Consider the following 21,716-nt stretch of genomic DNA (forward strand, 5'->3'; position numbering starts at 1 on the left):
TTATTTAATCAGTGAGTTATAAATCTATACTTTAATTTTTTATATAGATATCCAATTTAAAATACAAATTTTAAATTTTTTAAATAAAGCTATTTAGCTTATTCATATTTATCAATATTTAATTATGAGATTGGATATCTATATTTAAATGTATATTTTATTTTCATATATATATTTCATAGTCTCATTTTTTACAAATACTATCATTTCCTCAATATGTTTTTCATTGTAACTGCAAATGTCATCTTCCACACTAAAGGGATAGGCTAATATTTTAGAATTTGTTCTTAATTTATTTATTATCTTTAAATAATTTTTTGATATTCTAAATACTCCAATACTTACCTGATAAATTCTTCTTCCAGAAATATTTTTGAATATTGTATCTATAAATTCTTTATAAACTATTTTCCAATTATTTATATAAAGTAGAGGATCAAAGCACAATCTTACTTTCCAGCCTCTATCTATTGCCTGACATATATTCTCCAATCTTTTCTGTAAGAATGGAGTACCAATTTCAAATTCTTCTATAACTTTTTTTGGCGATAAAGTCCATGCTAAAATTACATTATCACAACAAGGTATTTCCTTTAATAATTCAAAACTTGCACTTTTAGTTCTAATCTCTATTTTTAAATTATTATGCTTAACCGCAGTATCAATCCACTTATGGAGAAATCCTGTAATACCTTCTAAAGCCATTAAATCTGTGTCATAAGATACACATAAGTATACAGGATGATTTTTAAGCATTTTTTCTATTTCAGATATGCTGTCTTCAATATTTACAAATATCACAATATTTCCAGAAGGATACATCCCCTGTAAATAACAATATTCACAATTGTAAATGCAATTCATTACAGCTGAAGTATAATAAAAATTGCTATTTCCAAAACTATCACACATTTGTGAACCTTTATACACAAAATTATTTTTCTTCACAGCTAATATGAGTTTTGGACTATTCTTTTGAATTACAAAATTCTGATGGCTTCTGCAAAATACATCTTTATAATGATCTATTTTAACTACTTTGCTGTTATTAAAATTGTCAATAATTTTAGAAGAAATTTCATAATTTAAGGCCTGTTCTTCTACATAAATATGTGAAAACTTACAATTCCATAAGTCTATTTTTAACTTGCTCAAAAATCTTCTTCCCTTCATTTTTAGATTTACATTGAAATTTTGTATACTCTTTAAGTAACTCAATAACATTCCCATTTCTTATCTCATATTGTGTAGAAAGTTTATTTAATTCCATCTTCATAGAAGAGGTAAGTTTTATATTTTCTGATAATAACTTTAAAACATTATATTCCTCTTCAGTAATAATATCTTCACTATAAAAATTTATTTTCACTCTTTTTTCCAGCCAGATATATATACTTTGCATACTATCTACAAATAATCTTTCTATTTTTTCAGGTGTTACAGATTGTGGATTTAATATATCCGAAACAATTTTTATTATGTGAATATTATGAGGTTTTGCAAATATAGAAGCAGCTTGATATACAAAGGCCCCTTCCTGGTCTACAATATCTCCTTCTATTTTTTCTAGTTTATCCTGTTCAACCACCTGTGCAAAAGATTCCAAAGTACCTTCATTAAATGGATGTTTAAATAACATATCTGGATAAAAAGATTTTTTTGAACAATTATCTATGAGCTTATTACATAAAATTATTTTTCCTTTTTCAAGCTCATATCTGGTACTTCCACATATACCTATATCTATGAAAATATCATTTTCATTATATCCAAAACAATTTAACAGATAAGTTACAGCAGCTACAGATTTTATATATCCCGTACCACTAATAATAAGTATTTCATTTTTACCTTTGAAAACCTGAAATCTTGTAGATTCCATAGACTTTTTCATATTATAATGAAAAATTATATCTTTTGCTTCATAATATAGAGCAGTTAAGAAATAAATCATATTTTGTTCACTCCATAGCTTAAATAAATTAATTTATATGAAAATTATACTATATACACTTATATAATCCAAATTGCTTATTTTTAATTTTACTTAACAGGATTCTACTTAGATATTAAAACTCATAAATAGAATTTATATTAAATTTTATTAGATATACAAAAAATGCACTTTTTATATATCTAAATTAATATATAAAAAGTGCAAACTATAACTTTTTACTTATTGATAAATTTTATTATTGCTTAATTCTACTTTACATAAAATTATTGCATCATCAAAAAGTTTAAACTATTTATTAAAGACTTCTACTTTTAGACAGCTTTCACAGGCTCATTACTGTATTCTTCTAATTTTAAAATTGAATCTTCTATCATATCATAGGTAATTTCATAAGGTACATGAACAATATCCCCTGTTTGCATAACTTTAGAAATTACTATTTTCAGTTCATCTTTTGTAACTTCTAAGTCTGAAAGTTTTGTTGGTAACCCTATACTTTTACAGAAATTATACACTTTATTTAGTTCATCAAATTGTTTGTCACATAATAACAATACCAATACTCCATAAGAAACAACTTCTCCATGTAAATGATTTTTCTCAATCTGCTTTAATTCTGTCATACCATAATATATGGAATGGGCAAGACAGCTATTATAATCATTTATGACAAGATTGGAAACAAGTCCCGTACTAATGATAATATCAAGAGTAACTTGTTCTAATTCATAACTGGCAATATTTGCTTCACAATCTTCTAATGCTTTTTTACCATTCTCCAGCAAAGGTTCTGTACATATTTTACTGATTTGAACTCCCAGTGCATTAAAATGCTCAAGCTTATCATTACGAGAAGAAAAAGTACATTCATATTTTTTGCTTAAAGCATCACCAATACCTGCCCATAAAAATACTTTAGGAGCCTCTGCAATTATTTCAGTGCATATAAAAGTATGCTCAGCTGGTTTATCTCTAAAATATAATTCCTTGAAAACACCTTTATTGTCATACATAACACATACAGAAGTACAAGCTGCACAGTTAGAAGCAATAGTTGGAAAAGTAAATATTGGCTTATTAATCTGGTGAGAAAGTACTTTACAAGTATCTATAGCACGTCCACCACCTACGGCAAATATAATATCAGCTTTATGTATTAAAGGATTCTCCTTTAACATTTCTACATTTTCAAAGGAAGAATCTCCACCATACCAAATGAAATCTAGGATTTCAAGTGTACTATCTGTAACCGCACTTTTTATCTTTTTCTTTACCTTTTCAATGGCAGTTTTGCCACCAATAACAACTATATTTTTACCATAATTTGGACACAGTTCCTTTATCCTATCATAGGCATCTGTTCCTATACTGTAACTTGGTAAAAAAACACTATAACTCATCCAATCATCCCTTTATTTATTTTTATAAAATCATTTTATAATTAATACATTAATTATAACTAATTCAGATATTAATAACAACTTAAATATATGCTAATATATCTATCTATCCTATCAATAAATATAATCTATTATATAAAAAATCCACATTAAGATTATTCCTAACATGGACTAATAAAATATTATCAATAAGTAATATTATCTTTATTTTCTTCAATAACTTCAATAAATGCATCGGCAATATCAGGATCAAATTGGCTACCTCTGCATTTTTTTAATTCTTCAATAGCTTCACTATGACTCTTTATCTTTGAATAAGGTCTATTAGAAGTCATGGCATCAAAACTATCTACTACAGTTAAAATTCTGGCAAGATAAGGTATATTCTCCCCCTTTAAATTGTCAGGATAACCTTTTCCATCATATCTTTCATGATGATGTAATATTAGCGGAGCAATATAACTTAAAGATTTAACTGGATTTATAATTTCTACACCATTTGCTGGATGTTGCTTTAATACTTCCCACTCCTCATTATTCAAGGGCATTTTCTTATTCAATACTTCTTCTCCAATATTAATTTTACCTATATCATGCATGTATGCTCCATACACTAATTTTTTCTTATCTTCCTCACTAAGTCCAAGTTTTTCTGCAAGTAATCTGCTGTAGAAAACTACTCTTTCAACATGACCATAAGTATATCTATCCTTTGCATTAATAACACTTATTAATGTCTTTATAGAAGTAACAAGGTCTATATCCTTATGTTCTATCTCCTTTTTAAGCTCATCAAGTATGGAATGATAAGTTTCAACTCTATTCTTATTAAAAAATTTAGCTCTATAAAGGGCATCATCTGCACACTTTATAAGTTCAACTTCATTTTCAGCTTTATCCGGAAAAGTGGATACCCCCATGGAAGCTGTTATTTTTCCCTTTGGTTGATTTTCTTCACCTTCAAAATAAGTTTCCTGGATTCTATATCTTATATTTTCAGCTATTTTTATTGCGTCCTGTTCTAAAGTATCCGGTAATATAATAGCAAACTCTTCTCCTCCATATCTTGCTGCAATTCCATTTTCAACTATAATCTCTTTTAATAATGAACCTATAATTTTAAGCACCTGATCACCCTTTTGATGACCGTATAAATCATTATAATGCTTAAAATGATCTATATCTATAAATATCAATGAAATAGGTCTATTTTCCTTTTTATATGATATTAATTTCTCTCTTAAAGCTTCATGAAAAAATCTATGATTATATACCCCAGTAAGCCCATCTTCATTGGCTAAATTTTGCAGCTTTTCTATATGATTTCTTTCAGTTTTCACATAAAATCCAAGGGGCCAGGCTGTAAGTATAAATACAGCAGCTAATATCAGATCCTTTTCAAAGTATATATTTTCCATAAGTCCCTGAGCATATATAAGATCTATTGTCAATACAATAATTGAAGATGTAAAGGCAATTATTAAGCCTTGATTCATACCCGATTGTATAGCAGTAGTTATTATAATAAAAAGAAATAAAAATTTAAAATCACTTCTATGTGCACCTGTAAGAAGGATAATACACAAAAATATTAGAACAAATATATAATTTTCAATTATTTGAATTCTAATAATATACTTTTTATTAAATTTCTTAGTTGTAGAAAATGCCCATATAGAATAAATTAATGTTAAAATAAGTACAGAAACTATTACAAATTGTATTGTTAATGAATAATTGAAATTACTAAATGATATATTAAAATGTTTCTGAACAAATTTAAAAAATGCCATACCAGAAAATAGCAACGAAGATAATTTTACTACTGATACAATATCATTTATTTGCTTTTTTTTATTATCTACTTCACTCATATTTTCACTACCTTACATTAATCTAAAAAATATTAGGGTCGGTAAACCGACCCCCTTTAGGATTACCTCTTCTGTAAGCATTTTGGTTCTTCTGGTTGATAAAAAAAGAATACACATGCTGATGAAGCAATTACAGAAGCAACTACAGTTGTAACAGCTGCAACTACAATCAATAATTTCTTTTTCATTCTACTTCACTCCTTTAATAAATCTTGCTATTTGACTAAAAAAAGAATCTATCTTATTCATTATATTATTTCCCATTTTAGTAAGAGTAAATACCTGCCAAGTTACCCCTCCATATATACATAGAGAATAAATAAGAGACCCTTTCTTTTGAGAATACACATGCATAAAAATATTTATTATAACAATTATCAAATATATGCTTAAAACAAAAATAGATCTTTTTTTCATCCTAATTATTTTTTCTCTTTTTTTTATGGGCTTTGCAATACTATCCACTGGAGCTAGTTTATAAAGAAAATAGTAAGACATTACAAAAACCACTATCCCTAAAATTATCACTAAACTTTTAGTAATAACTGGACCGATTAAAAGTGAAAATATTATTGCTTGTCCAATACAGACAATAGTTCCTATAATTATACATCTACTTGGAGAGCTTGCATGAACGCCCCCAGAATATTTTCTAAGTATACTACCTGTAAAACAAATTATAAGTGCTTCTATAGCAACATGAAATATCATACCAAATATTATGATAGATATTATTGATAAAGCTATACTTATTAAAGCAAACATTCCATAGGCAATTATATCTCGATTATCATTATCAAGTTCAAGCTCTTTTGCAATTTTACTAGCCATATTATTTGTTAACTTTTCCATAATTAAATACTCTTCAACTCTTTTCTCTTCCATAACCTAATATAATAAATTATGATTATGCAAGCAAAAATAATTAATGACGGACTTGTATATAACATCTTTAAAATTGAATCCTTAAAAATTTCATTTAAATCTTTTTTAAGGATAAACTGAATGAAAAAAACATTAATTCCCTCACATATAAATTCTAAAATCATTATAATAATACCTGTTTTAATAGATTGAATAACCGGAAATTTATTTACCAAAACAGTTAATACAATAAAAATAATTAGATTTAATATAGAATTGGATCCATTTCCAATGGGAAGCAACCTAATAAGATACACACTAACAGATAGTAATACAACAGAAATTAAATATCTATTATATTGAATCTTATTTTTTGTCAAAGCATAGGCTGCAAAAAAAAACACTAAACTTTCTGGGATTCCCCTTATTATGAATTCTAAGAATGATACCTTTAGCATATTCTTCTTCTCCTTAGACAAAACTATATTTTAAAAATTATTTTCAATTACATTTCTATTTATGTTATTTTCAGATTTACTTAAACTTTTAATGCAATTATAGATAATTAAAAAAGTAAAAATTCTTATAAATATATCTCCTATACTTAAAATACTATATCCTAAATCAATAATATCAGTAAGAATTTTTAATTTAGCAGCCTCATTCCCCAAGATATGTATGTCATTAGCTCTTGCAAAGGATTCATTTGTAATATAACCAGTTGTGTAGGACAAAGTGGGAAACACAGGCATCTTGCCACCATTAGCTGAAATAGCTACTTTATTCAACATGGTACCTATAACAATACATATAGAACCTATAATAGCACTAATATATTGTTTATATTTTATAACTAAAACAAAAAATGTACCTATGTATATTGATTCCAATATACCAGAAAACTTTATAAAACTGTAATTTCCCCAAAATACTCCAATATTTAAGAATATATATATAATAATCATAAATAGCACAGGATATATGTGCCAAGAAGTAAATAATGGTTTTAACTTATATCTTCGTAGTTTAGCTATTACCATTGCTATGAGTACAGCCTCTATCATAATTATATTAACCTCAATTTTTTAATATGTTAATTTATTGTTGTAATCAATTTAATTTTGAAATTATTTAGAGAATTATATCAAATAATTTTTAATCTAATATTTTATTAAGTTATATACATTATACCAACATTTTTTATTGAATTCCATTTATTTATTAAATTATTAAATTATATTTAACGAGTTATTAAATAAGTGTTATAAGATATATAAAATCACAAATTACACATATTATATAAAATATACTTTAATTTGAAAGGCTGTGATACCTATGTCCCCAGAAGAAAAAGCCTATATTGCTGGAATTGTAGATGGTGAAGGAAGTATAATGCTTATAAAATTTCATAATAATCAATTTCCAGCTCCTTGCTTAAGTATAAGTTCTACAACTATAGAGTTACTGCAATGGTTAAAGAATACAACTGAAATGGGTACTATAAAAAGTAAAAAAAATTATAATTTAGACAAACATAGAGATTCATTTACTTATATGGTAAAATACAACAATGCTATAAGCTTAATAAAAGAAATAGAACATTATTTAGTAATTGAAAGTAAAAGGAAAAGAGCTAAATTAATCATTAAGGAATACAAAAGAGTACTCCTAGAAATGGCAGATATTCATCTACTATACTTGAAGAAAAAGAAAATTTCTATGCTAAATTTATTGGCATAAAATAATTATTATATCTTTTCGAAAAAAATCCACATTAAAATTTAATTTTAATGTGGATTTATAATCTTGTATGGTGGAGGCGAGGGGTCGCTCTGGTTCTATTATTTCTAATAGCGCTGACTATATCTTACACATTTTGCATTTTTTATAATAAAAATGTGTCCTGGCATATTATAGAAGTCATATTATAGTTTAATACTTCTATCCTAGTACTTCTTATTCAATATTTTGAACTTAGAAGCCTATGAGTCGATACACGGCTGTTGAGTTTCCTCACATACCACTCGGTATTGCCGTCGTCACATATAGTACGTTACGGTTTCACCGATAAAGCCAAGTTATCACTTATGAATCACTTCATAAGGCGACTCTTATGAATCGAACCCCTGTCCGAAAATAGTAATATCTAAGCATCTCCGAGTGCAGTCTTTCCTTTGACATTCCCTCCATCAGACGCCGAAAGACAGGCTTCTGACTTTAGTAGCTTCATAAATTCCGTTTCTAGGTCAAAGCTTTCCTAGACTCGTTTCCCCACTATCGACGCCCATCCTTAAGCCGTGGGACTCAAAAGGCGGACGTAGCAGACTAGGCTGCTAAAGCTAAATTATCGTTTTTAGCGTTTATATTTAATCCCATAGTTTTTTAACGCGGGTCCACAGGTTCCCTCGACTCGCTTCTCAGGTACAACGTATCCCCGTCGAAACCAAATACGCCCCCTTGTCATATTACTTTCACAGATATGAAAGTATTCAAAGTAAAACACTAACCACTAAGTGGAACTAATATTTTACAGTATAACAAAGGTGATACGCTAAATGCCAGCTTTCATAACATATTAAATTTTGTTTGTTTATTAATTACTGTAACTATATATTACACCATATATATAAGTTAAGCAAGTATTATTTTTAAACATATTTTACATCTTTTTCTATTATCTCATGCTATTTTTCATTTGCCTATCAATTTCTCGCTTTGCAGCTTTTTCAAGCATTGTATCTCTTTTGTCATAGTCTTTTTTACCTTTAGCTACAGAAAGCTGCACTTTTACTCTTCCATTTTTAAGATATAAAGATAATGGTACTAGTGTGTACCCCTTCTGTGAAGTATAAGCTTCAAGTTTTCTTATCTCCACTTTATGCAAAAGTAATTTTCTCTTTCTTAAAGGATCTTTATTAAATATATTTCCCTTTTCATAAGGACTTATATGTACATTACACATAAATACTTCTCCATTATTTATCTCTGCATAACTATCTTTAAGATTAGCTTTTCCCTGTCTTATAGATTTTACTTCTGTACCTACAAGTTCTATTCCAGATTCTATAGATTCCTCTATAAAATAATCATGTCTAGCTTTTCTATTTTCAGCCAATGTATTGTTGGTCTTATTCTTTTTAGCCATAAAAACACCCACTTTAGTTTATTGTAGTATTTTATTATACTATAAAAGAATATATAGGTCAATTTTTATTTCTATAATATTCCTATTTTACACTTGATTCACAGTAGGAGAAAAGGACGAAGCTTTTCCCCATTTGATATTTGTTCTTTGAACTTTATACTTTGCTTTTTGTTTTTCATTACTCTACTCTTCATCTTCACTTATTTCAGGTTTATATGCCTCTAAGGTATCTTTCAATGCTCTTGGAGGATGAATTTCTTCTATATAATCTTCAGAATCCAGATTTTCATTATCTATTGAATTTTCTTCTGATAATTTATTTTCTTTAAGCTCATTATCATTTTCAGCTATCTCAAAATATATTTCATGGGAAGCCAAATTAACTTTTTGTACTTTTATTCTAACTTCATCTCCAAGCCTATATATTTTTTTGGTTCTTTCCCCAATAAGGCTTAGATGCTTTTCATCATATATATAGTAATCATCATTTAGATAGCTTATATGCACCAAACCTTCAATAGTGTTGGGCAATTCTACAAACATTCCAAAATTTGTTACAGAAGATATTATTCCATCATATTCTTCACCAATTTTTCCTTGCATATATTCTGCCTTTTTAAGATCATCTACTTCTCTTTCAGCTTCCTGTGCTACCCTCTCCATATCTGAAGATTGTACAGATGCATAATCAACAATTCCAATTAATTTTTTTGATCGCTCTTTATCTATTTTCCCGTGCAAAAATTCCTTTATTATTCTATGAATCATAAGATCAGGATACCTTCTTATAGGTGAAGTAAAATGGCAATAATACTTGGCTGCAAGCCCAAAATGTCCTACGCATTCTGGTGAATATCTTGCCTGCTTTAAAGATCTTAAAAGTAAAGTACTAACTACAGTTTCTTCTTTTTTGCCCTTTACTGCTTCAATTATTTTTTGAAGCTCCTTTGGATGTACTTTATTAGTTCCCCACCTTACCACATATCCGAGATTATGAGCAAATTCATTGAAATGCTCTAATTTTTCTGTGTCTGGATCTTCATGAATTCTATAGACAAAAGGAAGATTAGTCCAAAACATATGTTCCGCTATGGTTTCATTACATACAAGCATAAATTCCTCAATAACTCTATTAGCTATTGCCCTTTCATAAGGTTTTATGTCTATTGGCTTTCCCTGTTCATTTAATATTATTTTACTTTCTTGAAAATCAAAATCTATAGACCCTCTATTTATTCTTCTTTTATACAGTATATTGCATAACTCTTCCATAGCCATAAAATCTTCATATAGATACTTATACTTTTCTATAGTTTCTTTGTCCTTATCTCTCATTATCTTTGTTACATCTGTGTAGGTCATTCTTTCATTTGTCTTTATTATACTTTCAAATACATCATGATTAACTACTTTTCCTTCTTCGTTTATCTCCATAAAGCAGCTTAATGCCAATCTGTCAACTTTAGGATTTAAACTGCATATTCCATTTGAAAGCTTTCTTGGCAGCATTGGTATAACTCTATCAATCAGATAAACAGAAGTTCCTCTAAGAAGTGCTTCTTTATCTAAAGGATTTTTTTCTCTGACATAATTTGAAACATCTGCAATATGAACTCCAAGATAATAGTTACCATTTTCCAATTTTTCTATAGATACAGCATCGTCTAAATCCTTAGCATCTTCACCATCTATAGTAACCATTTTTATATCTCTTAAATCTCTTCTATTTTTATATTCTTCTTCTGGTATTGTGTCTGGTATCTTATCTGCAAAGTTCAATACTTTATCAGGAAATTCTTCTGGAAGTTTGTGCTTTTTTATAATTGTTAGTATGTCTACACCTTTATCCTCTTTTTTACCTAATACTTCAATTATTTTTCCTTCAGGATTTCTCCTCTTTTCCGGCCATTCTATTATTTCTGCAATAACTACATCTCCAGTTTTTGCATTGCCTTTAACACTTTTTGGTATAAATACATCTTGATGTATTCTTACATCATCAGGAACTACAAAGCCAAAATTTTTACTATCTTCATATACCCCTATTATGGTTTTGTTGGCCCTTTCTAAAATTCTTATTATTTCCCCTTCACATTTTTTCCCGCCATTTTCTTCCCTAGTTATTTTGGCTACAACTTTATCTCCATTCATAGCACCATTCATAAAAGAACTAGCTATAAAAATGTCAGGTCTTTCCCATTCACATATAACAAATCCAAATCCCTTTGCATTTCCTTGAAGTTTTCCTACCACAAGACCCATTCTTTCTGGTACACCATAATGTTTTGTCCTATTTTTAACTATAAGACCTTCCTGTTCCATATCTTTTAAAAGTTTTTTAAAATTTTTAGATTCTAATCTCTTTATATCAAATATTCTTGAAAGTTCCAATATATTCATGGGTTTATATGCTTGTTCTCGCATAAATGCCACTATAGATTCTCTTAAGTTCATAAATTCAACTCCATTCTTAAACTAATATATTTTAAGTTTTAACCATTAAAGATATAATATTCACATATATAATTATATTTTATATAAAATTGGTTTTATATATAAATAAAAAAAGTATAATTCTAAATCTCAATAGAATTATACCTCACTTAACTTTAATTTTGTATAAATCTTGATAAGTTTTGTGCTATAACTGAAAGTGCAAATATTACAGAAAAAACAATGGTTACTCTAGCTAACATAGATTCACGAGTTTTAGATTTGTTTCTTGAAAAAAATGTATCCGTAGTTCCAGAAACAAAATTAGCAAATCCATCCATTTTGCTAGGCTGCATTAAAATAGAAACTATGATTACCACTGCAGATATCAATTGAATAACTATCAATAAATTGCGCACAAAAAAACCTCCTATAGGTAATTTAAATAAATATAATACTTATTTACACTTAAAATATTATATTTAATACTATGTAATTTTTTAATACATATTTTGTGTTTAATATAATTAATTCTAACATAACTAATGAACTATTACAACATCACATACAATACCACTTGATAACAAGAGTATCAAGTGGTATCTATATTTATGCTAAATACTATTTTTTTAGATTATAGAATGCATCAATACTTCTATATTCTCCTACTTCTCCAAGTGATTCTTCTATTCTTAATAATTGATTGTACTTAGCAACTCTTTCAGATCTTGCTGGTGCACCAGTTTTAATTTGTCCTGCATTAACTGCAACTACTAGATCAGAAATAGTTGTATCTTCTGTTTCACCAGATCTATGAGAAACAACTGCTGTATATCCAGCTCTTTCAGCCATCTCTATAGTATTTAATGTTTCAGTTAATGTACCAATTTGATTTAATTTTATAAGAACAGAATTAGCAACACCTAATTCAATTCCCTTTTTAAGTCTTGAAGTATTAGTTACAAATAGATCGTCACCTACAAGTTGGATTTTGTTTCCAAGTCTATCAGTAAGTTGTTTCCAACCTTCCCAATCTTCTTCTGCTAAACCATCTTCAATTGATATTATTGGGTATTTATTTACTAAATTTTCATAAAAATCTACCATTTCTGATGGTGATAAAATCTTACCTTCTCCAGCTAGATTATACTTTCCGTCTTCATAGAATTCTGAAGATGCAGGGTCAAGAGCAATAAAAGCATCCTTACCTGGTTCATATCCGGCTGATTTTATAGCCTCTACTATAACTTCTATAGCTTCTTCATTACTTTTTAGATTTGGTGCAAAACCACCCTCATCTCCTACTGCTGTTTCAAGTCCCTTAGCCTTAAGATTTGATTTTAGTGCATGGTAAACTTCTGAGCCCATTCTAAGTGCTTCACTAAAGCTCTTAGCTCCTACTGGCATAACCATAAATTCTTGAAGATCTACATTATTATCTGCATGTTTACCACCATTTAATATATTCATCATAGGAACAGGTAAAACTTTGGCATTAACTCCGCCTATATATGAATATAAGCTTATTCCAAGATATGCTGCTGCCGCTCTTGCCACAGCTAACGACACACCCAAAGTAGCATTTGCTCCAAGTTTCCCCTTGTTTTCTGTGCCATCTAATTTTATAAGGGCATTATCAATTGCCACTTGATTAAAAATATTCGATCCTATAAGTTCTGGAGCTACAATATTATTTACATTATCTACTGCTTTTAATACACCCTTACCATTATATACACTTTTATCATTATCTCTAAGTTCTACTGCTTCAAAAGACCCAGTGGAAGCACCTGAAGGTACTGCTGCTCTACCAATAGTTCCATCTTCTAATGTAATTTCTACCTCTACTGTAGGTAATGCTCTTGAATCTAATATTTGTCTAGCATATACATCTACAATTTCAACTTCGTAACTCATATTATAAATTCCTCCCATAAAATATTTATTAATAAACTATATCCAATTATATATTTAACTAAATATAGTGTATTTACCATAAAATTTTAATTACTTATTTCTCAATTATATTTTAATTTATTTTACCCAAACAATACCATCAATTATTGTAACCCTTTTGTTATTTTTTTATTAAACTTTTTCCAGTCATTTCAACTGGTGGCTCAAGACCCATAGCATCAAGTATTGTAGGTGCTATATCTGCAAGAGCTCCTCCATCTCTAAGTTCCTTTGATTCCTTACTTACATATACAAATGGTACGGGATCAATTGTATGTGCTGTCATAGGATTGCCTGTAGAATAATCTATCATCTGTTCAGCATTACCATGATCAGCTGTTATAAATACAGTACCGTCTTTTTCTAATATTTTATCCACAACTTTACCTAAACATACATCTACAGCTTCTATTGCTGCTTTAGCTGCCTCAAATATTCCTGTATGTCCTACCATATCTGGATTAGCAAAGTTTAATATAATCATATCATACTGATCTGTATCAAGTCTCTTTAATAACTCATCAGTAACTTCATAAGCACTCATTTCTGGTTTAAGATCATAAGTTGCTACCTTTGGAGATGCTATTAATGCTCTATCTTCATCCTTATTAGGTTCTTCTACACCACCATTAAAGAAGAAGGTTACGTGAGCATATTTCTCAGTTTCAGCAATTCTAAGTTGTTTTTTACCAAGGTTACTTACATATTCTCCAAGAGTATTTTTTAGTGTTTCTGGCTTATAAGCTACTTCTACACCTTCTAATGTTGAATCGTATTCTGTTAGTGTTATAAAAGTTAAGTTTAAAGTTTCTCTTTTAAAACCATCAAATTCCTTATCGTTTATTGCTCTTGTTATTTCTCTTGCTCTATCTGGTCTAAAATTAAAGAATATTACTGAATCATTATTTTTTATAGTAGCTAATGGAGTTCCATTTTCAACTATAACTGTTGGAAGAACAAATTCATCTGTTTTATTGTCATGATAAGATTTTTCTACAGCTTCTAATGCACTTCCAGCAGTTTCTCCCTGGCCAAGTACTATTGCATTGTATGCAAGCTGAACTCTTTCCCATCTCTTATCTCTATCCATGGCATAATATCTTCCAGAAAGGCTGGCAATTTTACCAACACCAAGTTCTTTCATATAATCTTCAATTTCTGTTATATATTCTTTTGCTGAAGATGGAGCTACATCTCTACCATCTAGGAATGCATGTACAAATACCTTTTTAACACCTTTTTCTTTAGCAAGCTTTAATAATCCTTTTAAATGGTCTATATGTGAATGAACTCCACCTGGTGATAATAGTCCCATTAAATGTAATGTTGAATCTTTCTCTAAAGCACTAGTAACAGCTTTATTTAAAGCTTCATTTTCAAATATCTCGCCATCCTCAATAGCTTTAGTTATTCTTGTAAGAGATTGATAAACAACTCTTCCTGCGCCTATATTTAAATGTCCAACTTCTGAATTTCCCATTTGTCCATCAGGTAATCCAACACTTAAGCCACTAGCCCCTAAAGTTGTACTATAATAATGTGTAAATATATTATCAATATTTGGTTTATTAGCTGCTTTTACCGCATTTCCATCTACTTTGTCCGTTAGTCCAAATCCATCTAATATCATTAACATAACAGGTTTTTTAGCCATTTCAATTCCTCCACACGCTTAAAATTTAATATATATTAACATATAAATATAATAATTATATGTTATTTTCAAGTTTATAAAATTTAAATATAAATACCAAGTATCCTTATGTATCAAAATAAAACCTTATTTAAGTAATCCATCATAAACTAATTATATAATTTGTTAATACTTTACCTAGATTATATTATATAAATACTATTTTTTGAAGCAAAATAAATACAATTTTTATTTTAAATCGAGTTTATTTATACATTTTCTACAAAAAATATTTAATTAAAAAATATTTTCATTGTAATCTATGAAGCACATGTGCTTCATAGATTACATATCATAAATCTATTTTTTTCTTTAACTTACCTCTAGAAATTAACAATAGCTGCAAAATCAGAAGCTTTTAAACTTGCTCCTCCAACTAGTGCTCCATCAATTTCTGGTTGCTGCATTTGAGCTTTTATAGTTCCTGGTTTAACTGATCCACCATATTGAATTCTCACTTTATCAGCAACTTCCTGTCCGAAAACTTCAGCAACAGTTTTTCTTATAGCTCCTATTGTTTCATTGGCTTGCTCATCTGTAGCTGTTTTACCTGTTCCAATTGCCCAGATTGGTTCGTAAGCTATTACAACTTTAGCAGCTTCATCAGCATTTAATCCTGCTAAGTCTAATTTTATCTGTTTTCCTGTAACTTCATTAGTTACATTTGCTTCTCTTTCTTCAAGAGTTTCACCACAGCAAAGTATTGGAGTTATTCCATGTGCAAATGCAGCTTTTACCTTTTTGTTTAATGCAGCATCTGTTTCATTGAAATATTCTCTTCTTTCACTGTGTCCAAGTATTACATATTCCACACCTAATTCTTGAAGTGCTTTTAGAGATATTTCTCCAGTGAAAGCTCCACTTTCTTCAAAATGAGCGTTTTGTGCAGCTACTTTAACATTTGTTCCCTTAACAGCATTTACAACTGCTTCCAAAGCAATAGAAGTAGGTGCTACAACAACGTCTGCCTTTGCATCCTTAACAAGTGGTTTTAGTTCTTCAATTAATTTTAAAGATTCACTAATTGTATTATTTAACTTCCAGTTTCCAGCTATTATTGGTGTTCTACTCATATAATTCACGCTCCAATTTTATAATATAAAATTTATATTAATATTTTATTTTCTAATTATTTATTTTTCAGTTATATTATATCATTAACAAATAGTCTGTAAATAACCTTTACAATAATATTTATTATTTAATAATATTTATTAAAGTTAAAGACAGAATAGAAAAATTTATCAAACAATTTTTCTATTCCATATATATCTTAATTATTTATCATTAAGTGCTGCTATTCCTGGAAGTTCTTTTCCTTCTAGGAATTCAAGTGAAGCTCCACCACCAGTTGAAATATGAGTCATTTTGTCTCCAAATCCTAATTGATTAACAGCAGCAGCACTATCTCCACCACCTATAACTGTTGTAGCATCAGCTTCAGCCATAGCTTTAGCAACAGCTATTGTTCCTTTAGCAAAGTTTTCGAATTCAAATACTCCCATTGGTCCGTTCCAGATAACTGTTTTAGCTTCTTTAACAGCTGCAGCATATTCTCCAGCAGTTTTAGGTCCGATGTCAAGACCCATGTATCCTTCTGGAATATTTGCATCTTCAGTAGTTACTGGTTTAGTATCAGCACTGAACTCTGCTCCAACTACGTTATCTATTGGAAGTAATAATTTTACACCCTTAGCTTTAGCCTTTTCAAGCATTTCTTTTGCATATTCTACTTTATCTTCTTCAACAAGTGATTTACCAATAGTATATCCTTGGCCTTTTAAGAATGTATAAGCCATTCCTCCACCAATGATTAATGTATCAACTTTTTCAAGAAGATTGTTTATAACATTGATTTTATCTGAAACTTTAGCTCCACCAAGAATAGCTACGAATGGTCTTACTGGATTTTCTACTGCTTCTCCTAAGAATTTTAATTCTTTTTGAATTAAGTATCCGCATGCAGCAGTTCCAACGAATTGAGTTACACCAACTGTTGAGCAGTGAGCTCTATGAGCTGTACCAAAAGCATCATTTACATATACATCAGCAAGTGAAGCTAATTCTTTTGAGAAGTTTTCTTCGTTCTTTCCTTCTTCTTTTCTGTATCTTGTATTTTGAAGAAGAACAACTTCTCCCTCTTTTAAGTTTTCAACAGCTTTTTTAGCATTTTCTCCTACAACAGTATCATCTGCTGCAAAAACAACTTCTTTTCCAAGTAATTCTGAAAGTCTCTTTGCAACTGGAGCAAGAGTAAGCTTTGGATCTGGTCCTTTAGCTTTTCCAAGATGTGAGCAAAGGATAACCTTTCCACCTTTTTCTGTTAAATATTTTATAGTTGGAAGTGCACCATTAAGTCTGTTTTCGTCAGTTATAACGCCATCTTTTAAAGGTACATTAAAATCACATCTTACTAATACTCTTTTACCTTTAACATCAATATCTTCAATTGTCTTTTTGTTATATGACATATCATTTCACCTCATAAAAATTATTTAAAAAAATGTTTTATATCTACTAGAATCTATATTTACATATTTAGTTTTAAAAAGGCCCAGCCTCATAGCCTTAACTACAAAACCAGACCTATTTACTATGTTCACATTTTAAAATTTCAATTATTAACTTTTAAGACTATTTTGCAATTTTAGCGAAATATTCTAAAGTTCTAACTAATTGTGAAGTGTATGACATTTCATTATCATACCAAGAAACAGTTTTAACTAATTGTGATCCATCAACATCTACAATTTTAGTTAAAGTTGCATCAAATAATGAACCATAAGATATTCCAACAACGTCAGCTGAAACTATTTCATCTTCAGTGTATCCGAAAGATTCATTTGCAGCTTCTTTCATAGCAGCATTGATTTCTTCAACTGTAACATTTTTCTTAAGAACTGAAATTAATTCAGTTACTGAACCAGTTGGAACTGGAACTCTTTGAGCGTTTCCATCTAATTTACCTTTTAATTCTGGGATAACTTGAGCGATAGCTTTAGCAGCACCAGTTGAGTTAGGGATTATGCTGACAGCAGCAGCTCTAGCTCTTCTGAAATCACCTTTTCTGTGTGGGCCGTCTAATGTGTTTTGGTCATTAGTGTAAGCATGGATTGTAGTCATAAATCCTTTTTCTATTCCGAATTTATCGTTTAATACTTTAGCCATTGGAGCTAAGCAGTTAGTTGTGCATGATGCACCTGATATAACTGTTTCAGTTCCATCAAGATCTTCGTTATTAACGTTAAATACTATTGTCTTTAAGTCATTTCCAGCAGGAGCTGAAATAACAACTTTTTTAGCACCAGCTCTTACATGAGCTTCAGCTTTTTCTTTTTTAGTGAAGAATCCAGTACATTCAAGAACAACATCAATTCCTAGTTCTCCCCATGGTAATTTTTCAGGATCTGCTTCTGCGAAAACTTTAACTTCTTTTCCGTTAACAACGAAAGCTCCTTCTTTAACTTCAATTTCACCATTGAATCTACCTTGTGATGAATCATATTTGAATAAGTGTGCTAACATTTTTGCATCAGTTAAATCATTGATTGCAACTACCTCTAAACCAGGTACTTCAAGAATTCTTCTTAAAGCTAATCTTCCTATTCTTCCAAAACCATTAATAGCTACTTTTGTCATTTTAATACCTCCAAAATAAAATATTCTAAATTATATGTAAATATATAATATTAGCTTTATATATATTAACAAAACATATTATTTACTAAGTATCATAAATAATACTTAATAAAATAAATTGTTTTACTAATTATCATTTGTTATGTTTAACATTTCTATAGCTGTTCCTTCATCAGTTATAAGTACATTTTTGTCATTACTAAGCTGAGTAGAAACTATGGCATCTGCTTTAGATTTTCCTCCAGCCACTGCTACAAGGTTATCTATTTTTTTTATATCTTCCATAGACAATCCTATAGATGGAGTAGAATGAACTACTTTTCCCTTTTTATCAAAATAATAACCAAAGGCTTCACCTACAGACTTTTTTTCCAATATAACATTAATTTCTTCTTGACTTAATCCTCGTCTTGTACTCATTTCATCAGCTCTTCCAATTCCATATATGACAACATCTGCATTGTGAAGCATATTTATGACATTTTTAATGCTCTTCTCATTGAGAATTGTGCTAAAAGCTAAATCACTTAAATTTTCTGGAACACTTAAAAGTTTGTATTTTGCCCCTAGCTTATTTGCAAATCTAGCGGCAAGAGTATTGGCTTCTGTTTCCACCATTCTTTCCATAGCTCCTCTTGCAGGAACTACAGTGGTATTTTTAAAATATGGAATACAGGGGAAACTATCAACTACTTCTTTTATAGTAGTACCGCCAGTAACTGCTACAATTGTATTATCCTTAATAATTCTTTTTACATATTGAGCAGCAGTTCTTCCGAGCTCTTTCATAACTGTATGATCTTCTTCTACATCTCCTGGAACAATTATAACATCTTTAATTTTTAAAACCTTCTTCAAAGATTGTTCTATTTCACTTAATCCTTTAAATTCGTGAATAAAGTCTTTAAGCTTATTAATTATTTCTTCACCTTCTGCGGTTACAGTCATTCCCGGAGTACTTATATTTATCAAATTTTGCTTTTTTAAAAAATTAATCTCCGTTCTGACTATTCTTTCTCCAATCTCTAAATGGTTTGCCAAAATCCTTCTACCTATTGGCTGATTATAGTAAATTGCTCTAAGAATATTGTATCGTTTTTCAAGTAAGTCCATAAGCTCTGGAACAATTTTTTGCTGTAACTTTAAAACTTCCTGCAATTAAACCACCTCTCTGGCCTTATGATGTCCCAGTAACTCAATTCATGTCCCAGTTAATATTATAAAATAAAAATTTTTATTTTTAAATAGTATTTTAAAAAAAAATCTAAATTATTTTATTAAAATACTAAAAAGTCTAAAATCTTTTTCTTTTACTAGATGATTTTATTTCCATTTCATCCCTATATTTTGCTATAGTTCTTCTAGAAATTTTCATGCCTTCATTTTTTAAAATATCACTTATTTGCTGATCTGAAATGGGTTTTGATTTATCTTCCTTATCAATTATATCCCTAATATATTTTTTCACTTTTATTGTAGATATATCCTCATTTTTATTATTACTTATGGAAGTAGTAAATAAATCTTTAATTTTCATAATACCTCTATCAGTATTTATATATTTATCTCTAATAGCTCTGCTGATAGTAGATTCATGCATATTAATTCTCTCAGAAATATCTTTTAAAGTCATTGGTTTTAAATAACTATGCTTATCTAAAAAATAATTTCTTTGAATATCAACAATTTGTTCAATAACTCTATAAATAGTATTTCTTCTCATATCTATACTTTTTATTAAAAAAGTTGCACCATTTATCTTTTCTTTAACATATTTTTTAGCATCTTCATCCTGAGAATTATTTAAAATATTCTTATATATATTATTAATTGAAATCTTGGGAATAAAATTGTCATTCATTAAAATATATAAATCTTCTTTGACTTGCTTAATATAAGCATCTGGTATTATATATTCAGTTTCATCACCTGTGTAAAATCCCCTAGAGGGTTTTGGTTCAAAGGATTTTATTATGTCTCCATAAATTTGAGCTTCATGAATTGTTATATTCATATCTTTCGCAATTTTATTATATTTATTATCAGCTATATCTTCTAAATATCTATCTATTATTTCCTTAAGTTTGTTATCTAATATACCTTTTTTCCTAGCTTGTATCATTAAACATTCCTTTAAATCTCTAGCTCCAATACCCGTAGGATCTAGTGACTGTATTACTTTTAGAGCTTCACTTATATATTTAGAATCTACCTTTAAGCTATTAGATAAATTTTCTATACTCTCTGATAAATATCCTAAATTATTTATAGATTCAATAATATAAAAACATATGGATCTAATGTAATCATTTTCAAACAAATCTATAATTTGTTCTTTTAAAAAATCTTTTAATGACTTTTGTTCTGATATGAAATTAAAAGGGGATACATCTTCATTATTTCTAGAGATTTCTTTACTACTGTAATTGTCATCTTCTAAATATTTAGATAATTTATTGTAATCAATCTCATTATTGTCTTCCTTCAAAACCCCTGAAGCTTCTGCATCTATTACAGGATTTTCTTCTATTTCTTTATTTACATAATCTAACAATTCATAATTGGACATCTGCAAAAGTTTTACAGATAATTGCATTTGCTGTGTCATTACAAGTTTTTGTTGTTGTGTCAAATTTAAATTAAAATCTAAATTCATATCATCACCTAAATTAAAATTAATTTGTATTACTAATAAATAGTATAACATACTTACCCATATACAAATAGCCTGTGGCTATATAATACTAAATAATAT

The 21,716-nt window shown here is 28.8% G+C and carries 18 protein-coding genes, 1 other RNA gene and 1 pseudogene; 1 reads left to right on the forward strand and 19 read right to left on the reverse strand.

The genetic code is table 11. The features are described from left to right. Positions 1–144: 144 nt before the first annotated feature. The 8 genes from CLPA_RS13620 to CLPA_RS13655 all read right to left on the reverse strand — a co-directional run bounded on the left by CLPA_RS13620 (position 145) and on the right by CLPA_RS13655 (position 7,159). Positions 145–1,155, reverse strand: coding sequence for an SPL family radical SAM protein (locus CLPA_RS13620; RefSeq protein WP_003442949.1), 1,011 nt, complete (start codon positions 1,153–1,155; stop codon positions 145–147). Further along, the gene (locus CLPA_RS13625) at positions 1,121–1,954 is read right to left on the reverse strand and encodes a hypothetical protein (RefSeq protein ID WP_003442950.1); all 834 of its coding nucleotides are present in this window, start codon (positions 1,952–1,954) and stop codon (positions 1,121–1,123) included. The genes CLPA_RS13620 and CLPA_RS13625 overlap by 35 nt, the downstream gene beginning before the upstream one ends. A 314-nt stretch (positions 1,955–2,268) precedes the next feature. After that, positions 2,269–3,357: an iron-containing alcohol dehydrogenase family protein gene (locus CLPA_RS13630; RefSeq protein ID WP_003442954.1), complete on the reverse strand. Its 1,089-nt coding sequence runs from the start codon at positions 3,355–3,357 to the stop codon at positions 2,269–2,271. A 185-nt stretch (positions 3,358–3,542) separates the two neighbouring features. Beyond that, the gene (locus CLPA_RS13635; RefSeq protein WP_003442956.1) at positions 3,543–5,231 is read right to left on the reverse strand and encodes a bifunctional diguanylate cyclase/phosphohydrolase; all 1,689 of its coding nucleotides are present in this window, start codon (positions 5,229–5,231) and stop codon (positions 3,543–3,545) included. Positions 5,232–5,293: 62 nt separating this feature from the next. Next, positions 5,294–5,419 carry a cyclic lactone autoinducer peptide gene (locus tag CLPA_RS13640; RefSeq protein ID WP_003442957.1) on the reverse strand — a complete coding sequence of 42 codons (126 nt, stop codon included), beginning with the start codon at positions 5,417–5,419 and terminating at the stop codon, positions 5,294–5,296. Position 5,420: 1 nt separating this feature from the next. Continuing rightward, positions 5,421–6,083 (reverse strand): accessory gene regulator ArgB-like protein, encoded by a 663-nt coding sequence (locus tag CLPA_RS13645; RefSeq protein ID WP_003442959.1) that lies wholly within the window; start codon positions 6,081–6,083, stop codon positions 5,421–5,423. 2 nt (positions 6,084–6,085) lie between these two features. Further along, positions 6,086–6,553, reverse strand: a complete 468-nt coding sequence (locus CLPA_RS13650; RefSeq protein WP_003442964.1) for a hypothetical protein — start codon at positions 6,551–6,553, stop codon at positions 6,086–6,088. A gap of 30 nt (positions 6,554–6,583) precedes the next feature. Further along, positions 6,584–7,159 carry a DUF5317 family protein gene (locus CLPA_RS13655; protein WP_003442966.1) on the reverse strand — a complete coding sequence of 192 codons (576 nt, stop codon included), beginning with the start codon at positions 7,157–7,159 and terminating at the stop codon, positions 6,584–6,586. 271 nt (positions 7,160–7,430) lie between these two features. Here CLPA_RS13655 and CLPA_RS13660 point away from each other — a divergent pair. Then, positions 7,431–7,840 (forward strand): annotated as a pseudogene (locus CLPA_RS13660) (LAGLIDADG family homing endonuclease). Positions 7,841–8,209: 369 nt separating this feature from the next. Here the strand turns inward: CLPA_RS13660 and ssrA are convergent. The 11 genes from ssrA to rpoN form a co-directional block, all read right to left on the reverse strand. Further along, positions 8,210–8,543: a transfer-messenger RNA gene (gene ssrA / locus CLPA_RS20540) on the reverse strand. Between the two features lie 226 nt (positions 8,544–8,769). Then, entirely contained in the window at positions 8,770–9,240 is a 471-nt protein-coding gene (smpB, locus tag CLPA_RS13665) for an SsrA-binding protein SmpB (RefSeq protein WP_003442969.1), read from the reverse strand. 183 nt (positions 9,241–9,423) lie between these two features. Next, a complete protein-coding gene (rnr, locus tag CLPA_RS13670) occupies positions 9,424–11,694 on the reverse strand; it encodes a ribonuclease R (RefSeq protein WP_003442972.1) in 2,271 nt (756 codons plus the stop codon). Positions 11,695–11,849: 155 nt separating this feature from the next. Continuing rightward, positions 11,850–12,092 carry a preprotein translocase subunit SecG gene (gene secG / locus CLPA_RS13675; protein ID WP_003442975.1) on the reverse strand — a complete coding sequence of 81 codons (243 nt, stop codon included), beginning with the start codon at positions 12,090–12,092 and terminating at the stop codon, positions 11,850–11,852. A gap of 202 nt (positions 12,093–12,294) precedes the next feature. Beyond that, positions 12,295–13,590 carry a phosphopyruvate hydratase gene (gene eno / locus CLPA_RS13680; RefSeq protein WP_003442979.1) on the reverse strand — a complete coding sequence of 432 codons (1,296 nt, stop codon included), beginning with the start codon at positions 13,588–13,590 and terminating at the stop codon, positions 12,295–12,297. A 160-nt stretch (positions 13,591–13,750) separates the two neighbouring features. Further along, a complete protein-coding gene (gene gpmI / locus CLPA_RS13685) occupies positions 13,751–15,283 on the reverse strand; it encodes a 2,3-bisphosphoglycerate-independent phosphoglycerate mutase (RefSeq protein WP_003442980.1) in 1,533 nt (510 codons plus the stop codon). A gap of 362 nt (positions 15,284–15,645) precedes the next feature. Further along, on the reverse strand, positions 15,646–16,395 hold the full coding sequence (tpiA, locus tag CLPA_RS13690) for a triose-phosphate isomerase (RefSeq protein ID WP_003442982.1): 750 nt from the start codon (positions 16,393–16,395) through the stop codon (positions 15,646–15,648). Between the two features lie 204 nt (positions 16,396–16,599). After that, positions 16,600–17,793, reverse strand: a complete 1,194-nt coding sequence (locus CLPA_RS13695; protein WP_003442983.1) for a phosphoglycerate kinase — start codon at positions 17,791–17,793, stop codon at positions 16,600–16,602. Between the two features lie 163 nt (positions 17,794–17,956). Next, positions 17,957–18,961, reverse strand: coding sequence for a type I glyceraldehyde-3-phosphate dehydrogenase (gap, locus tag CLPA_RS13700; RefSeq protein ID WP_003442985.1), 1,005 nt, complete (start codon positions 18,959–18,961; stop codon positions 17,957–17,959). A 126-nt stretch (positions 18,962–19,087) separates the two neighbouring features. Continuing rightward, positions 19,088–20,119: a sugar-binding transcriptional regulator gene (locus tag CLPA_RS13705; protein WP_003442986.1), complete on the reverse strand. Its 1,032-nt coding sequence runs from the start codon at positions 20,117–20,119 to the stop codon at positions 19,088–19,090. Positions 20,120–20,255: 136 nt separating this feature from the next. Next, complete coding sequence (gene rpoN, locus CLPA_RS13710; RefSeq protein ID WP_003442988.1) at positions 20,256–21,617, reverse strand: RNA polymerase factor sigma-54; 1,362 nt, start codon at positions 21,615–21,617, stop codon at positions 20,256–20,258. Positions 21,618–21,716 lie beyond the last annotated feature (99 nt).

This window comes from Clostridium pasteurianum DSM 525 = ATCC 6013 (assembly GCF_000807255.1).
In the GTDB taxonomy this organism is placed as follows: Bacteria; Bacillota; Clostridia; order Clostridiales; family Clostridiaceae; genus Clostridium_I; species Clostridium_I pasteurianum.

Bases quoted from the DNA above. Each gene is read 5' to 3' on its own strand.
- gap (WP_003442985.1), bottom strand. From the start codon at position 18,961: ATGACAAAAGTAGCTATTAATGGTTTTGGAAGAATAGGAAGATTAGCT.
- CLPA_RS13630 (WP_003442954.1), bottom strand. From the start codon at position 3,357: ATGAGTTATAGTGTTTTTTTACCAAGTTACAGTATAGGAACAGATGCC.
- CLPA_RS13635 (WP_003442956.1), bottom strand. From the start codon at position 5,231: ATGAGTGAAGTAGATAATAAAAAAAAGCAAATAAATGATATTGTATCA.
- CLPA_RS13645 (WP_003442959.1), bottom strand. From the start codon at position 6,083: ATGGAAAAGTTAACAAATAATATGGCTAGTAAAATTGCAAAAGAGCTT.
- CLPA_RS13650 (WP_003442964.1), bottom strand. From the start codon at position 6,553: ATGCTAAAGGTATCATTCTTAGAATTCATAATAAGGGGAATCCCAGAA.
- CLPA_RS13640 (WP_003442957.1), bottom strand. From the start codon at position 5,419: ATGAAAAAGAAATTATTGATTGTAGTTGCAGCTGTTACAACTGTAGTT.
- CLPA_RS13655 (WP_003442966.1), bottom strand. From the start codon at position 7,159: ATGATAGAGGCTGTACTCATAGCAATGGTAATAGCTAAACTACGAAGA.
- rnr (WP_003442972.1), bottom strand. From the start codon at position 11,694: ATGAACTTAAGAGAATCTATAGTGGCATTTATGCGAGAACAAGCATAT.
- CLPA_RS13695 (WP_003442983.1), bottom strand. From the start codon at position 17,793: ATGTCATATAACAAAAAGACAATTGAAGATATTGATGTTAAAGGTAAA.
- tpiA (WP_003442982.1), bottom strand. From the start codon at position 16,395: ATGAGTAGAACACCAATAATAGCTGGAAACTGGAAGTTAAATAATACA.
- smpB (WP_003442969.1), bottom strand. From the start codon at position 9,240: ATGGCTAAAAAGAATAAGACCAACAATACATTGGCTGAAAATAGAAAA.
- gpmI (WP_003442980.1), bottom strand. From the start codon at position 15,283: ATGGCTAAAAAACCTGTTATGTTAATGATATTAGATGGATTTGGACTA.
- CLPA_RS13625 (WP_003442950.1), bottom strand. From the start codon at position 1,954: ATGATTTATTTCTTAACTGCTCTATATTATGAAGCAAAAGATATAATT.
- rpoN (WP_003442988.1), bottom strand. From the start codon at position 21,617: ATGAATTTAGATTTTAATTTAAATTTGACACAACAACAAAAACTTGTA.
- eno (WP_003442979.1), bottom strand. From the start codon at position 13,590: ATGAGTTACGAAGTTGAAATTGTAGATGTATATGCTAGACAAATATTA.